Genomic DNA, 14,347 nt, shown 5'->3' with positions numbered 1-14,347 from the left:
ATGCCCAGCTCGTCGGCGAGCATCCGGCGGGTGCGGTGGAACCGGTCCAGCGCCTCGGACTGCCGGCCCGACCGGTACAGCGCCGTCATCAGGGCCGCGGCGAGGGATTCCCGCATCGGATGGGCGTCGGCCTCGGCCCGCAGGACCGCCGCCGCCCGGTGGTGCTCCCCCAGCACGGCGTAGGCGCGCGCCAGCTGCTCGACCGTCGCCAGCCGGGACTCCTCCAGCGCCTGCGCGGCAGCCTGGAGCGGTGCGCTGGCGTACGTACCGGTGAGCGCGGGCCCCTGCCACAGCGACAGGGCCTCCTTCAGCATGAGCACGGAGTCGGCCGGGCTGCGCTGCTCCCGGGCCAGCATCAGCAGTTCCTCGAACCGCTGGGAGTCCAGCAGGGTCTCCGGCGCCCGCAGTACGTACGCGTCGCCGAGCGTGGCCAGTTCGACCCCGTACGCCTCCGCGTCCGCACCCGTCAGCAGGACGCGCAGCCGGGACACATGGCCCTGGATGACCGTGCGCGCGTGCAGGGGCGGGTCGTCGTCCCACAGGCAGTCGGTCAACCGCGCCATGGAGACCGGTGTGTTGGCGCGCAGCAGCAGTGCGGCGAGCAGGCTGCGGCGCTTGGCGGGGCCGAGTGGCAGCGGCCCGGTCAGCGTGTCGACGCAGACCGTGCCGAGCAACCGGAACTCCACGAGCGGCTCTCCCATTCCCGGGCGTGACGCGCCCGGTTCCGGGTCACGGACAAGCGGCCAGAATATCGGGAATGCCGGGGTGCCCGCCAAGGGGTGCGCCCGCTGGGCGGGGCGCACCCACGCAGGTCACAGCCGCCGTTCGCCGTCACCCACCACGGTGGTGGTGGGCGGCACGACCATACGGCGCCGGCGCATCACGCTCGCGTACACGAAGACGCCGATGATGCCGACGATCATCATGATCCAGCCGACCATGTCCACGTTGACGGTGTCCATCTCCCAGTCGGTGGCGAAGGCGAGTATCGCCCCCGCACCGATGAGGATGATGCAGCCTCCGAGTCCCATGAGTTCCGCCTCCTCGACGGTCCGGAAGCTCCGGACCGTGTACCGCTCGGGTACCCGGCCCTTCGACGAGCATGCGCCCTAGGACTCGGCCCGGCTGAGGGACTCCAGCGTCGGGACGACGACCCCGTAGAGGTCGGCGATGGTGGCGAGGGCGCTGTGGTGCACCTGACGGGCGTCCAGTTCGGTGCCGGTGACCGGCAGCGAACGGGTGGCGCAGGCGTCCGCCACGACGGTGGGGCGGTTGCCGCGCAGGAAGGCGCCCTGAGCGGTGAACTGGACGCACATGTGGGTCATGAACCCGGCGATGACGAGGTCGGTCCTGCCCGCCGCGTCGACGTGCTCGCCCAGGTCCGTGCCGAAGAAGGAGTCCGGTGCCTGCTTGACGACGACGGTCTCGCCGTCGGCCGGTGCGACGGCCGGGTGGATCCGGCCGATCTCGGCCCGGATGTCGTACGGGGTTCCTTCCCCGCCGTCGTTGATGACGTGGATGACCTTCGTGCCCGCCTCACGGGCCTGTGCCAGGAGCCGGGCGCCGGCGTCGAGCGCGGCCTGCCAGCCGTCCAGCTCCATCACACCGGTCGTGTAGGTGTTCTGGTAGTCGATGAGGACCAGGGTCGCGTCGGCGAGCTTCGCCGGTGTGTCGTCGAGGCCGTTGAGTTGACGCAGCGTCGTTCGGGGCATGGCTGTGGCACCTCGCGTGTCGGGTCGGGGAGGTCGGCGCCCACCGGGTCGGCGGGCCGCACTCACGACGCTAGGGCCCACCCCCCTGTGTCGGCAATGTCGTCTAACATGCAGAAACCGACACCGCAGCCGTGCCAGGACAGGAGGCCAGGGAGCCTGTGAGCGTGAGTACCGTCGAACGGCTTGTCGTCATCGTCCTCTTCGACGGCGTCGACCTCCTCGACGTCACCGGACCGCCAGAGGTGTTCTCCCTCGCGCGCCGCGAGACGGACGAAGCGGCGGGTTACGAGGTGGTCCTGGCCGCTGAGACGACGGCCCCGGTCACCACCGCCGCCGGTGTCCGGATCCTCCCCGACCTCACCTTCGACGACCTGGCGGCGCGGAGTATCGACACCCTCCTGGTGCCCGGAGCGGTGGAGAACGACGGGCAGGGGCGTGTGCACCCGGTCACGGACCCGGCCGTGGTGTGCCGGGTGGAACGGCTCGCCGGGCGCACGCGCCGGGTCGCGTCCGTCTGCGTCGGCGCGCACATCCTCGCCGCCGCCGGACTGCTCGACGGCAAGCGGGCCACCACGCACTGGTCGACCGCAGGACAACTCGCCGCCGACCACCCGCTGGTGGAGGTCGACGCCGATCCGATCTTCATCCGCGAGGGAGACGTGTGGACCGGTGCGGGGATCAGCGCCTGTCTCGATCTGTCGCTCGCGCTGATCGCCGACGACCTGGGCGAGGCCGTCGCGCTGCGGGTCGCCCGGCAGCTCGTGATGTACCTGAAGCGGCCGAGCGGCCAGAGCCAGTTCAGCGTTCCGCTGGAGCAGGTCTCCACGACCCGGCGCATCGAGGACCTGCGGCACCACATCATGCGCAACATCGCCGAACCGCTCACCGTCGCGGACCTCGCCGCCCACGGCCACATCGGCGACCGGCAGCTCACCCGGATCTTCAAGACCGAACTCGGCACGACGCCCCACGCCTACATCGAGTCGGTCCGCGTCGAGAGGGCGCGCAACCAGCTGGAATCCACCGACGCCACCCTCGAACGGATCGCGTCCGCCTGCGGGTTCGGCACCGTCGACACCCTCGTCAGGGCGTTCCGCCGCAGGCTCGACACGACGCCGACCGAGTACCGCCGCCGCTTCCGGACCGGGCCGCAATGACAGCGGTCCCCCGCCCCGCAATGACAGCGGTCACCCCGTAACGACAGCGGTCCCCCTGCCGCACATCGGCAGGGGGACCGGCGGAGAGCGTGTCGTCAGCCCGCCAGGAACGCCGCCAGCGCGGTGGCCAGCAGATGCGGGTCGTCGGCGCCGCACAGCTCACGGGCGCTGTGCATCGACAGGATGGCCACGCCGATGTCGACGGTCTGGATGCCGTGCCGGGCGGCGGTGATCGGGCCGATCGTGGTGCCGCACGGCATCGCGTTGTTGGAGACGAACGTCTGCCACGGCACGCCCGCCTTCTCGCACGCCGCCGCGAACAGGGCCCGGCCGCTGCCGTCGGTCGCGTACCGCATGTTGACGTTGACCTTGAGGATCGGTCCGCCGTTGACGACCGGGTGGTGCGTCGGGTCGTGGCGCTCCGCGTAGTTGGGGTGGATCGCGTGGCCGGTGTCGGAGGAGAGGCAGACGGTGCCGGCGAAGGCGCGGGCGCGGTCCTCGTACGTACCGCCGCGGGCGAACACCGAGCGCTCCAGGACCGTGCCGAGCAGCGGGCCGTCCGCGCCGGTGTCGGACTGCGAGCCGTTCTCCTCGTGGTCGAAGGCGGCCAGCACCGGGATGTACGGGATCTCGGAGTCGGGCTGCCCGGCGACGGCGGCGAGTGCCGCGGTGGCCGCGTGCACCGACAGGAGGTTGTCCATGCGCGGACCGGCCACCAGCTCGCGGTCGCGGCCCAGGTAGGACGGCGCCTCGACGGGGTGCGGCATCAGGTCCCAGCCGGTGACGTCCTCGGCGTCGACGCCCGCCTCCTCGGCGACGAACCGGATGAGGTCGCCCTCCTCGACGTCGCCGAGCCCCCAGATGGGCTGCATGTGCTTCTGGCGGTCGAGCTTGAGCCCGTCGGGGTTGGCCGACCGGTCCAGGTGCACGGCCAGCTGCGGGACGCGCAGCAGCGGCCGGTCGATGTCGATGAGCCGGTGCGTCCCGTCCCGCAGCGTGATCCGGCCGGCGAGGCCGAGGTCGCGGTCCAGCCAGGTGTTGAGGAGCGTGCCGCCGTAGACCTCCACGGCGACCTGCCGCCAGCCGTGGGCACCGGTGTCGGGCAGCGGCTTCACCCGCAGGTTCGGGGAGTCGGTGTGCGCCCCGACGATCCGGAACGGGGTGTGCGCCCCGGCGCCCTCCGGCACGTACCAGGCCACGATGGCGCCGCCGCGCAGGACGTACTTCCCGCCGGTCGTCCCTTCCCAGGCGGCGGTCTCCTCGACCTGCCGGAAACCGGCCTTCTCCAGCCTCGCCGCGGCGCTCGCCACGGCGTGGTACGGGGAAGGGGCGGACATCAGGAAGGCCATCAGATCGTCGGTGTGGCCGCGGTCGAACCGGAGGGAGGAACTCATGTTCTTCACCTTAACCAGGCCCGGCCCGGAGGATTCACCGTAGTGCCCCTGGGGCCGCCGCTATCCTCCGGCGACCGCAGCGGAGGGCTTCTCGCCGTTCTGGGCCTGCTGGGCGCGCTCGGCGAACATGGCGGCGAGCTCCTTCACCTCCTGGTCGGAGACGGCCTCCTTGCCCCGGTTGCCGGAGCTGATCCCGAGGACGGTCGTGCCGACCCGGAGCTGGGTGATGGTGGCGGGCCCGCCCATCGTGCCCGTCCCGGCGCGGTTGGACTCGCGCTCGTCGCCGGGCTCGCCGATGCCGACCGGCACCGCGCCCACGCCGACCCGGTCGCCGCCGTAGTACTCGGCGATCGCGTCATAGGCGGCGTCGGCGGTCTTCTCGTCCGGGTAGGCGAGCACCCAGTAGTTGAGCGAGGTGACGTCGGGTTTCCGCACGTAGGCGGCGACGCCGTAGTAGGTGATCCTGCCGCAGGCCGTGGCGCGCTTCGCCTTGTCCGTCGTCAGGCAGACCGTCGGCGGGTACTCCGGCACCGGCTCCTGGGCGTCGGGCTCCAGCTGCGTCCGCCAGCCCGGCATGGCCTTCGCGTCGGGCAGGACCGAGGAGACCTCCGCCTTGCCGAGCGCCTTCGCGGCTCCGCCGCCGTCTTCCCCACTGCCGCAGCCCGCGAGCAGCAGCAGGGCCGCCCCGGCTGCCGCGCCCCGTGCGTACCTGTGCCCGTTCACTCGGCTCATGCGCCGGCCTCCCCCTCGTCAACGAGGTCCGATCATAGGGAAGAAGGCGCAGGCGTCGATTGCCGCGCGGCATGTTCGGCCCGTACGACAGCACCGCCACCCGGAAGCGTGTCCGGGTGGCGGTGCGTGTAGTCGTTCTCGGCGGAGCAGGAGCCCGGGGCCCCTGGAACGCAGCCTCTAGAACGCGGCCTCGTCCAGCTCCATCAGGGAGTTGTCGACGGCCTCGGCGAGCGCGCGCTCGGCGCCGACGCCCGGCAGGACGTTCGCGGCGAAGAACTTCGCGGCGGCGATCTTGCCCTGGTAGAAGGCGACGTCCTTCGGGGAGGCGTCTCGCAGCTTCTCGGTGGCCACGGCCGCGCCCTTCAGCAGCAGGTAGCCGACGACGACGTCGCCGGAGGCCAGCAGCAGGCGGGTCGAGTTGAGGCCGACCTTGTAGATGTTCTTGACGTCCTCGCCGGTCGCGGTGAGGTCGGTGATCATCGTGCCGACGATCGCCTCCAGGTCCACAGCGGCCTTCGCGAGGTGGTCCAGAGCGCCGGACAGCTCCTCGTTGTCCTGGGCGCCCGCGAGGAACTTCTTGATCTCCTCGGAGAGCGTGTTGAGCGAGGCGCCCTGGTCGCGGACGATCTTCCGGAAGAAGAAGTCCTGGCCCTGGATGGCCGTCGTGCCCTCGTACAGCGTGTCGATCTTGGCGTCACGGATGTACTGCTCGATCGGGTACTCCTGGAGGTACCCGGAGCCGCCGAACGTCTGGAGCGACTGCGCCAGCTGCTCGTACGACTTCTCGGAGCCGTAGCCCTTCACGATCGGGAGCAGCAGGTCGTTGAGGCCGTGCAGCGCCTTCGCGTCCTCGCCCGCGGCCTCCTTCTCCTGGATGGCGTCCTGGACGGAGGCGGTGTACAGCACGAGGGAGCGCATGCCCTCGGCGTACGCCTTCTGCGTCATGAGCGAGCGGCGGACGTCGGGGTGGTGCGTGATGGTGACCTTGGGGGCCGTCTTGTCCATGAACTGCGACAGGTCGGTGCCCTGGACGCGCTCCTTGGCGTACTCCAGCGCGTTGAGGTAGCCGGTGGAGAGCGCGGCGATGGCCTTCGTGCCGACCATCATGCGGGCGAACTCGATGATGCGGAACATCTGGCGGATGCCGTCGTGCTTGTCGCCGATGAGCCAGCCCTTGGCGGGGTGCCGGTCGCCGAACGTCATCTCGCAGGTGTTGGAGGCCTTGAGGCCCATCTTGTGCTCGACGTTGGTCGCGTACACGCCGTTGCGCTCGGCCAGCTCGCCGGTGGTCCAGTCGAAGTGGAACTTCGGGACCATGAAGAGCGAGAGGCCCTTGGTGCCGGGTCCCGCGCCCTCGGGGCGGGCCAGCACGTAGTGAATGATGTTCTCGGACATGTCGTGCTCGCCCGAGGTGATGAAGCGCTTCACGCCCTCGATGTGCCAGGAGCCGTCCTCCTGCTCGACGGCCTTCGTGCGGCCCGCGCCGACGTCGGAGCCTGCGTCCGGCTCGGTCAGCACCATCGTCGAGCCCCACTGCTTCTCGACGGCGATCTCGGCGATCTTCTTCTGCGCCTCGTTGCCTTCGTCGAAGAGGATGCCGGCGAACGCCGGGCCGGAGGAGTACATCCACACGGCCGGGTTGGCGCCGAGCAGCAGCTCCGCGTATCCCCAGATCAGGGAGCGGGGCGACGTGGTGCCGCCGATCTCCTCGGGCAGGCCCAGACGCCAGTACTCGGAGTCCATGAAGGCCTGGTACGACTTCTTGAAGGAGTCCGGGACCGGTGCGGTGTTGGTCTCCGGGTCGAAGACCGGCGGGTTGCGGTCGGCGTCGGCGTAGGAGTCGGCGAGCTCGTTCTCCGCGAGGCGGGTGACCTCGTCGAGGATGCTCTTCGCGGTCTCGACGTCCATCTCCGCGAACGGTCCGGTGCCGTACAGCTTGTCGCGCCCGAGGACCTCGAAGAGGTTGAACTCGATGTCGCGGAGATTCGACTTGTAGTGCCCCATGGGAAGGCTCCGTAATCAATAGCAGTGGCGCGCAGCGCCCCGTGGAGGGGTGGCCCGGACGTATCACCTGACCCCTACGATGATGCTACCCGTCAGTAATAAGACGCAACCCCTCAAGGGTCGGATGTGTCCGATTACTCTTTGCTCCATGTACGGCTACGACCAGAACCAGGGCGCACAGCAGCCGATGGGTGGCGGCTACGGCGAGCAGCCGCTGTATCCCGAACCCTCGCCGCCCTCGCTGGGTGACGCGGTACGGGCTTTCACGACCGGCTCGCTGGCCGCCGAGGACTTCCAGCAGATCTTCGCGACGTCGAAGGTCTACTGCCCGCGCGGCGACAATCCGGGATTCCTCGCGCTGCACAACACCCAGCAGCCCGTGATCCCGATGTTCACCACGCTCAAGGAGCTGAGGCTGTACGCGGGCAAGGAGTCCAAGTACTTCGTGATCACCGGGGCCGAGGTGATCGATCTGCTGCCCACGGGCTACGGCTTCGTCCTGGACATGGAGGGCGAGCACCGCATGGTCTTCGACGCCAAGGCCGTGGAGCAGATGGTCGACTTCGCGATGCGCCGGATGTACGGCTGATCGCAGGTCTTCGGGAAGGGGTCCGTGCCGCTGGGCGGTACGGGCCCCTTTCTGCTGCTCCGGCCGGCCCGGGAATGGATGACGCCTTGCAGAATGTTCACCATTCAACTAAATTGGTTCCAGAACAATCCTCCGGAGGTGGCTTCCATGCCCGCAGTGACCGTCGAAAACCCGCTGACCCTGCCCAAGGTCGCCGCCGCCGGCGACGCCGCGGCCCGTCCCGTGCTCGCCGTGACCACGGCGCCGAGCGGGTTCGAGGGCGAGGGCTTCCCGGTCCGCCGCGCCTTCGCGGGGATCAACTACAAGCACCTCGACCCGTTCATCATGATGGACCAGATGGGTGAGGTGGAGTACGCGGCAGGAGAGCCGAAGGGCACTCCGTGGCACCCCCACCGCGGCTTCGAGACCGTGACCTACCTGATCGACGGCACCTTCGTCCACCAGGACTCCAACGGGGGCGGCGGCACCATCCAGAACGGCGACACCCAGTGGATGACAGCCGGATCGGGGCTGCTCCACATCGAGGCGCCGCCGGAGTCCCTCGTCATGTCGGGCGGCCTGTTCCACGGCCTCCAGCTCTGGGTGAACCTGCCCAAGGCCGACAAGATGATGGCCCCGCGCTACCAGGACATCCGCGGCGGCCAGGTCCAGCTGCTCGCCTCTCCGGACGGCGGCGCGCTGCTCCGGGTGATCGCGGGCGAGCTCGACGGTCACGAGGGCCCGGGCGTCACCCACACCCCCATCACGATGATCCACGCCACCGTGCGCCCCGGCGCCGAGGTGACGCTGCCCTGGCGCGAGGACTTCAACGGCCTCGCGTACGTACTCGCCGGCCGCGGCACCGTCGGTGAGGAGCGCCGTCCCGTCCACATGGGCCAGACCGCCGTCTTCGGCGCCGGCTCCTCGCTGACCGTCCGCGCGGACGAGCAGCAGGACGGGAACACCCCGGACCTGGAGGTCGTGCTGCTCGGCGGCCGTCCCATCCGGGAGCCGATGGCGCACTACGGGCCGTTCGTGATGAACAGCCAGGCCGAACTCAAGCAGGCCTTCGAGGACTTCCAGGCCGGCCGTCTCGGCACCGTGCCCGCCGTCCACGGAATGTGAGCCCCGCTGCCGCCGTATGACGGTTCATCACTCGTACGGCGGCGCGGGCGGGACACCACTGCCGCGGCGTGATCGGGTGGGAGGGTGCAGACCCAGAAGCCCCTCCTGCCCGATGCCGCCCGGCGTACGGCCGCGTGGTGCGGCGTCGTCCTGCTGGTCGCGGGTGTCGCCGCCGTCGCCATCTTCCTCTGCATCGTCCTGAAGACCGCCGTCACCCCGGTCCTGCTCGCCCTGCTCGGTACGGCGCTGCTCGGGCCGGTCCACCGGCGGATGACCGCCCAAGGGGTGAACCGCTCGGTGGCCGCGGGAGTCACCTGCGCCCTGCTCGTCGCGGTGGGCGGCGGTGCGGGCTACATCGTGGTGGCGGCGCTCATCGAGACCGGCGACCAGATCGTCGACTCGCTGAAGGACGCCGGACAGTGGGTCATCGACCACTTCGGGCTGGAGGACGGCGCGAACGTGGAGGCCCTCGCGGACAACGCCAAGAAGCTCGTCGAGAAGTTCGGTGCGAGCGCTGCGGGCGGCATCCTCTCCGGCATCAGCCTGGTCGGCTCGTTCATCGCCACCGCCGTGCTCTCCCTGCTGCTGACCTTCTTCTTCCTGCGCGACTCGGACCGGGCCGTGAACCTCGCGCACGCCATCGCTCCCCGGGGCACCGGCGACCTGGTCGAGGCGATGGGCCGCAGGGCGTTCGAGGCCGTCGAGGGCTTCATGCGCGGGACGACGTTCATCGCGCTCATCGACGCGGTCTGCATCACGATCGGTCTGCTGATCCTGCGCGTGCCCGGTGCGGTGGGACTGGGCGCACTGGTCTTCGTCGGCGCCTACATCCCCTACCTGGGCGCCTTCCTGTCGGGAGCCGTCGCGGTCCTGGTGGCGCTGGCGGACCGGGGTTTCGCGATCGCGCTGTGGGCGCTCGGAGTCGTCCTGGCCGTCCAGGTACTGGAGGGGCACGTCCTCCAGCCGATGATCCAGAGCCGGACCGTGCAGATGCACCCCGCCATGATCCTGATCGCGCTGACGGCGGGCGCGAGCGTGGCGGGGATCCTCGGGATGCTGCTCGCGGTCCCGCTCTGCGCGGCGGCCTTCGGCATCATCGGTGTACTGCGCAACGGCTCCCCGGCCAGCCCGGAGGTGCCCGAAGGACCGGCCGGGGAGCCGTCGGCGTAACGAACGCGCGGCGCCCCTACGGCTCCTGGGGCTCCGCCCGCGCTCCCTGCGGCTCCGAGGGCTCCGCCGACTCGTACAGCTCGAACCAGATCGACTTCCCCGAGCCCCGCGGGTCCACCCCCCACGCGTGGGCGAGCACCTCCATCAGCACCAGGCCGCGACCGCTGGACGCCATCTCGCCGGGCCGCCGCTTGTGCGGCAGCTCGTCGCTGCCGTCGGACACCTCGACCCGCAGCCGCCGCGTCCCGTGCTCACCGGTCGCCTGCGCGACCATCAGGGCGTCGCCGTCCGTGTGGACCAGCACGTTCGTGGCCATCTCGGAGACCATCAGCACCGCCGAGTCGACCTGCTCCGCGTCCGCCCAGTCGTGCAGCATCTCGCGCAGCAGCGACCGGGCGGCGGCGATCCGCTCCGGTTCGGCCTGGGCAATGGTCAGCGCGGTCCGGCGGGGCGTGGCCGGGTGCGTCGTGGAGGCCTCGCGCCGCAGCAGCAGGACCGCTATGTCGTCCTCGCGCCGGTCGGCGAGCGGCCCCGTCGTGTGGTGCGAGGCCGGTCCGTGCACGGCCTGCACCAGCTCGTCCGCGAGCTTCTCCAGATCCCCGGTGTGCCGCTCCAGGATCGGCCGGAGCCGGACCCAGCCGGTGGCCAGGTCGTGCCCGCCGGTCTCGATCAGGCCGTCCGTGCACAGCATGATCGTTTCTCCGGCCTCCAGCGTGATCCGGGTCGCCGGGTAGTCCGCGTCCGCCTCGATCCCGAGCGGCAGCCCGCCTTCGGTCCGGCGGATGACGGCGGTCCCGTCGCCGGTCATGACCACGGGGTCGGGATGACCGGCCCGCGCGATGTCGAGGGTGCCGGTCTCCGGGTCCGCCTCCGCGTACAGGCAGGTCGCGAAGCGCGCGTCCGGCTGCTCGCCGTCGTACGCGGCGGTGAGCCCGGACAGGAAGCGCGAGGCGCGCGAGAGCACCGCGTCCGGGGGGTGGCCCTCGGACGCGTACGCGCGCAGGGCGATCCGCAGCTGGCCCATCAGCCCCGCGGCCCGAACGTCGTGCCCCTGGACGTCGCCGATGACGAGGGCGATGCGGCCGTTGGGGAGCGGGATCATGTCGTACCAGTCGCCGCCGACCTGGAGGCCGCCCCCGGTCGGGACGTAGCGGGCGGCGACCGTCATCCCCGGGATGTCGGGCCCCAGGGACGGCATCATCGAGCGCTGGAGCCCCAGCGACAGCTCCCGCTCCGTCTCGGCGGCCCCGGCCCTGGCGAGGGCCTGGGCGAGCATCCTGGCCACGGTCGTCAGCACCGACCGTTCGTCCGGCGAGAACGAGACGGGGTGCCGGAACCCGGCCATCCAGGTGCCCATCGTGCGTCCCGCCACGATCAGCGGCAGAAAGGCCCAGGAGCGGCGCCCGAACCGCCGGGCCAGCGGCCACGTGGCGGGATAGCGGTCGCGGTAGTCCTCGGGCGTCGGCAGATAGACGGCCCGCCCGTTCCGGACGACCTCGGCGGCCGGGTAGTCGGTCTCCAGCGGCATGTCGCTGAAGGGGCCCTCGTCGCCCATGTTGTGCCCGTGGTGGCCGACGATCGTCAGCCGTTCGCCGTCGACCCCGAAGACCGCCAGCCCGTCCGGCGAGAAGCCGGGCATGGAGAGCGAGTAGGCCACCCGCAGCACCTCCGTCGTCGACCGGGCCTCGGCCAGCGCCCTTCCCGCGTCCAGCAGGAACGCCTCGCGGGAGCGCCGCCAGTCGCCGGTGATCGGGGTGTGCGCCCCCGTGGTGCCGGGCTGCGGTTCGGCGACCTCCTGGAGCGTGCCGACCAGCACGTAGTCCGACTCGGAGCCGGCCTCGGTCCGCAGCGGCCTGGAACGGCTCCGGACGGTCCGCAGCACCCGGCCCCGCTCGTCCACGATCCGTACCCGGGCCTCGGCGAGGGTGCCCTCGGCGACGGCGAGGTTCACTACCCCGTAGATCTCGTTCCAGTCGACGGGGTGAAAGCGGGAGCGCACCTCCGACTCACGGAAGACGCTGTGCTCGGCGGGCAGCTCCAGAAGCCGGGCCGCCTCCGCGTCGAGGGTGACCGTCCCGGCTCCGTTGTCCCAGCGCCAAAGGCCGGTCGCCGTCGCGGCCAGGACTTCCTCGGTGCGCATTGCCCCACTTTAGACCGGCATGTGTGTGCGAGGCAGCGCCAGGGGCGCACTGACGATCTTGGTGCGGACAATGACAATGAAACGGTCCGGTCGCGGGCGGTAGCCTGGGGTGGCTGAATCATCCCCAACCGCGAAGACTGGATGAACGACGATGCATCGGTACAGGTCCCACACCTGCGGCGAGCTCCGCGCCTCTGACGTCGGCACCGACGTCCGGCTGAGCGGCTGGCTGCACAATCGCCGAGACCTGGGTGGCATCCTCTTCATCGATCTGCGCGACCACTACGGTCTGGTGCAGCTCGTCGCCCGTCCCGGCACCCCCGGCAACGACGCCCTGGCGAAGCTGACCAAGGAGACCGTCGTACGGATCGACGGCAAGGTCTCCGCCCGCGGCGCCGACAACGTGAACCCGGAGCTGCCGACCGGCGAGATCGAGATCGAGGTCACCGAGGTCGAGGTGCTCGGCCAGGCCGCCCCGCTGCCCTTCACGATCAACGCCGAGGACGGCGTCAACGAGGAGCGGCGCCTGGAGTACCGCTTCCTCGACCTGCGCCGCGAGCGCATGCACCGCAACATCATGCTGCGCTCGTCCGTCATCGCCTCCATCCGCTCCAAGATGGTGGCCCTCGGCTTCAACGAGATGGCGACCCCGATCCTCGCCGCGACCTCCCCCGAGGGCGCCCGTGACTTCGTGGTCCCGTCCCGTCTGAACCCGGGCAAGTTCTACGCCCTTCCGCAGGCGCCGCAGCAGTTCAAGCAGCTGCTGATGATCTCCGGCTTCGACCGCTACTTCCAGATCGCGCCCTGCTTCCGCGACGAGGACGCCCGCGCCGACCGTTCGCCGGGCGAGTTCTACCAGCTCGACGTCGAGATGTCGTTCGTCGAGCAGGAGGACGTCTTCCAGCCGATCGAGAAGCTCATGACCGAGCTCTTCGAGGAGTTCGGCAACGGCCGCCATGTGACGTCGCCGTTCCCGCGCATCCCGTTCCGTGAGTCGATGCTGAAGTACGGCAACGACAAGCCGGACCTGCGGGCCCAGCTGGAGCTCGTCGACATCTCCGACATCTTCGCGGACTCGGAGTTCAAGGCCTTCGCCGGCAAGCACGTCCGCGCCCTCCCGGTGCCGGACACCGCGGGCCAGTCCCGGAAGTTCTTCGACGGCCTCGGTGCGTACGCGGTCGAGCACGGCGCCAAGGGCCTCGCCTGGGTCCGCGTCGGCGAGGACGGCACGCTGGCGGGTCCGATCGCCAAGTTCCTCACCGAGACGGACATCAAGACCCTCACCGAGCGTCTGTCCCTCGTCCCCGGCCACGCCGTCTTCTTCGGCGCGGGCGAGTTCGACGAGGTCTCCAAGATCATGTCCGTCGTCCGCGTCGAGGCCGCCAAGCGCGCCGGCCACTTCGAGGAGGGCGTCTTCCGCTTCTGCTGGATCGTCGACTTCCCGATGTACGAGAAGGACGAGGACACCGGCAAGATCGACTTCTCGCACAACCCGTTCTCCATGCCCCAGGGCGGCATGAAGGACCTGGAGGAGAAGGACCCGCTCGACATCCTGGCGTGGCAGTACGACATCGTCTGCAACGGCATCGAGCTGTCCTCGGGCGCCATCCGTAACCACGAGCCCGAGGTCATGCTGAAGGCCTTCGAGATCGCCGGCTACGAGGCGGAGACCGTCGAGCGGGAGTTCGCGGGCATGCTGCGCGCGTTCCGTCTCGGCGCCCCGCCGCACGGCGGCATCGCCCCGGGCGTCGACCGCATCGTCATGCTGCTGGCCGACGAGCCCAACATCCGCGAGACCATCGCCTTCCCGCTCAACGGCAACGCCCAGGACCTGATGATGGGCGCCCCGAGCGAGCTGGACGAGACGCGGCTGCGCGAGCTGAACATCCAGCTCCGCAAGCCGGTGGCGCAGGCCAAGGAGAAGGCGGAGGCCAAGGACTCCGTGGCGAGGGACACCGGCGCCAAGTAAGCGTCAGCGACTCCGCTTCGGTTTCACGTGAAACAGCCCCCGGCCCACCCGCCGGGGGCTGTTTCACGTCCGGAGCCCCTGGAGCCCTCCGGTGCCACACAGGAACGCACAGCCCGCGCTCATGTCCCTGCCAGCTGGGCTGCCTAGCCTCCCTCGCATGACAGAGACTCAAGGACCCGCACACAAGAAGGACTTGACCCGCCGCCGGATGATGATCGCGGGCGGCGCGGTCATTGCCGCGGCCGGGATCGGCGCGGGAGCCGTCGCGAACGCCTCGACCGGAGCGGGCGGCGAGAGCGAGAAGAAGAACGGCGGTGCCGGGCAGGGCGAGGCGTGTTACCGGCTCACCTCGGAGACCACCGAGGGCCGGTAACAC

13 protein-coding genes are annotated in these 14,347 nt (G+C 70.4%); 6 read left to right on the top strand and 7 right to left on the bottom strand.

Annotated elements, in window-relative coordinates; translation table 11 throughout:
- The 3 genes from JGS39_RS32180 to JGS39_RS32170 all read right to left on the bottom strand — a co-directional run.
- Window positions 1-686, bottom strand: a 686-nt coding sequence (locus tag JGS39_RS32180; protein ID WP_219573277.1) for an AfsR/SARP family transcriptional regulator, incomplete at its 3' end; no start/stop codon positions are given.
- A 126-nt stretch (window positions 687-812) separates the two neighbouring features.
- Window positions 813-1,031, bottom strand: a complete 219-nt coding sequence (locus JGS39_RS32175; protein WP_219573276.1) for a DUF6458 family protein — start codon at window positions 1,029-1,031, stop codon at window positions 813-815.
- 78 nt (window positions 1,032-1,109) lie between these two features.
- Window positions 1,110-1,712 (bottom strand): cysteine hydrolase family protein, encoded by a 603-nt coding sequence (locus tag JGS39_RS32170; protein WP_219573275.1) that lies wholly within the window; start codon window positions 1,710-1,712, stop codon window positions 1,110-1,112.
- A gap of 164 nt (window positions 1,713-1,876) precedes the next feature.
- On the opposite strand from JGS39_RS32170, the gene JGS39_RS32165 reads away from it, so the two are divergent.
- Window positions 1,877-2,869, top strand: a complete 993-nt coding sequence (locus JGS39_RS32165; protein WP_219573274.1) for a GlxA family transcriptional regulator — start codon at window positions 1,877-1,879, stop codon at window positions 2,867-2,869.
- 95 nt (window positions 2,870-2,964) lie between these two features.
- Here the strand turns inward: JGS39_RS32165 and JGS39_RS32160 are convergent, their stop codons facing one another.
- From JGS39_RS32160 to JGS39_RS32150, 3 genes are all read right to left on the bottom strand, one after another.
- On the bottom strand, window positions 2,965-4,263 hold the full coding sequence (locus JGS39_RS32160; protein WP_219573273.1) for a M18 family aminopeptidase: 1,299 nt from the start codon (window positions 4,261-4,263) through the stop codon (window positions 2,965-2,967).
- Between the two features lie 60 nt (window positions 4,264-4,323).
- The gene (locus tag JGS39_RS32155; protein WP_219573272.1) at window positions 4,324-4,995 is read right to left on the bottom strand and encodes a hypothetical protein; all 672 of its coding nucleotides are present in this window, start codon (window positions 4,993-4,995) and stop codon (window positions 4,324-4,326) included.
- Between the two features lie 177 nt (window positions 4,996-5,172).
- Entirely contained in the window at window positions 5,173-6,999 is a 1,827-nt protein-coding gene (locus JGS39_RS32150) for an acyl-CoA dehydrogenase (protein WP_219573271.1), read from the bottom strand.
- Window positions 7,000-7,147: 148 nt separating this feature from the next.
- On the opposite strand from JGS39_RS32150, the gene JGS39_RS32145 reads away from it, so the two are divergent.
- From JGS39_RS32145 to JGS39_RS32135, 3 genes are all read left to right on the top strand, one after another.
- A complete protein-coding gene (locus JGS39_RS32145; RefSeq protein WP_018522179.1) occupies window positions 7,148-7,588 on the top strand; it encodes an SseB family protein in 441 nt (146 codons plus the stop codon).
- Between the two features lie 147 nt (window positions 7,589-7,735).
- Entirely contained in the window at window positions 7,736-8,692 is a 957-nt protein-coding gene (locus tag JGS39_RS32140) for a pirin family protein (protein ID WP_219573270.1), read from the top strand.
- 84 nt (window positions 8,693-8,776) lie between these two features.
- The gene (locus tag JGS39_RS32135) at window positions 8,777-9,862 is read left to right on the top strand and encodes an AI-2E family transporter (RefSeq protein WP_219573269.1); all 1,086 of its coding nucleotides are present in this window, start codon (window positions 8,777-8,779) and stop codon (window positions 9,860-9,862) included.
- 16 nt (window positions 9,863-9,878) lie between these two features.
- Here the strand turns inward: JGS39_RS32135 and JGS39_RS32130 are convergent, their stop codons facing one another.
- Complete coding sequence (locus JGS39_RS32130; protein WP_219573268.1) at window positions 9,879-12,002, bottom strand: ATP-binding SpoIIE family protein phosphatase; 2,124 nt, start codon at window positions 12,000-12,002, stop codon at window positions 9,879-9,881.
- Between the two features lie 151 nt (window positions 12,003-12,153).
- On the opposite strand from JGS39_RS32130, the gene aspS reads away from it, so the two are divergent.
- Together aspS and JGS39_RS32120 are read left to right on the top strand one after the other, a co-directional pair.
- Window positions 12,154-13,971 (top strand): aspartate--tRNA ligase, encoded by a 1,818-nt coding sequence (aspS, locus tag JGS39_RS32125; RefSeq protein ID WP_219573267.1) that lies wholly within the window; start codon window positions 12,154-12,156, stop codon window positions 13,969-13,971.
- Window positions 13,972-14,128: 157 nt separating this feature from the next.
- Window positions 14,129-14,344: a hypothetical protein gene (locus tag JGS39_RS32120; protein ID WP_236065857.1), complete on the top strand. Its 216-nt coding sequence runs from the start codon at window positions 14,129-14,131 to the stop codon at window positions 14,342-14,344.
- Window positions 14,345-14,347 lie beyond the last annotated feature (3 nt).

It is taken from the genome of Streptomyces poriferorum (assembly GCF_019399235.1).
Taxonomy (GTDB): domain Bacteria; phylum Actinomycetota; class Actinomycetes; order Streptomycetales; family Streptomycetaceae; genus Streptomyces; species Streptomyces poriferorum.
This window is presented reverse-complemented; position numbering and strand designations above follow the sequence as displayed.

What these genes read in the sequence shown, in the direction of transcription:
- JGS39_RS32175 (WP_219573276.1), bottom strand. Translation starts at nt 1,031, where the DNA reads ATGGGACTCGGAGGCTGCATCATCCTCATCGGTGCGGGGGCGATACTC.
- JGS39_RS32170 (WP_219573275.1), bottom strand. Translation starts at nt 1,712, where the DNA reads ATGCCCCGAACGACGCTGCGTCAACTCAACGGCCTCGACGACACACCG.
- JGS39_RS32160 (WP_219573273.1), bottom strand. Translation starts at nt 4,263, where the DNA reads ATGAGTTCCTCCCTCCGGTTCGACCGCGGCCACACCGACGATCTGATG.
- JGS39_RS32155 (WP_219573272.1), bottom strand. Translation starts at nt 4,995, where the DNA reads ATGAGCCGAGTGAACGGGCACAGGTACGCACGGGGCGCGGCAGCCGGG.
- JGS39_RS32150 (WP_219573271.1), bottom strand. Translation starts at nt 6,999, where the DNA reads ATGGGGCACTACAAGTCGAATCTCCGCGACATCGAGTTCAACCTCTTC.
- JGS39_RS32145 (WP_018522179.1), top strand. Translation starts at nt 7,148, where the DNA reads ATGTACGGCTACGACCAGAACCAGGGCGCACAGCAGCCGATGGGTGGC.
- JGS39_RS32140 (WP_219573270.1), top strand. Translation starts at nt 7,736, where the DNA reads ATGCCCGCAGTGACCGTCGAAAACCCGCTGACCCTGCCCAAGGTCGCC.
- JGS39_RS32130 (WP_219573268.1), bottom strand. Translation starts at nt 12,002, where the DNA reads ATGCGCACCGAGGAAGTCCTGGCCGCGACGGCGACCGGCCTTTGGCGC.
- aspS (WP_219573267.1), top strand. Translation starts at nt 12,154, where the DNA reads ATGCATCGGTACAGGTCCCACACCTGCGGCGAGCTCCGCGCCTCTGAC.
- JGS39_RS32120 (WP_236065857.1), top strand. Translation starts at nt 14,129, where the DNA reads ATGACAGAGACTCAAGGACCCGCACACAAGAAGGACTTGACCCGCCGC.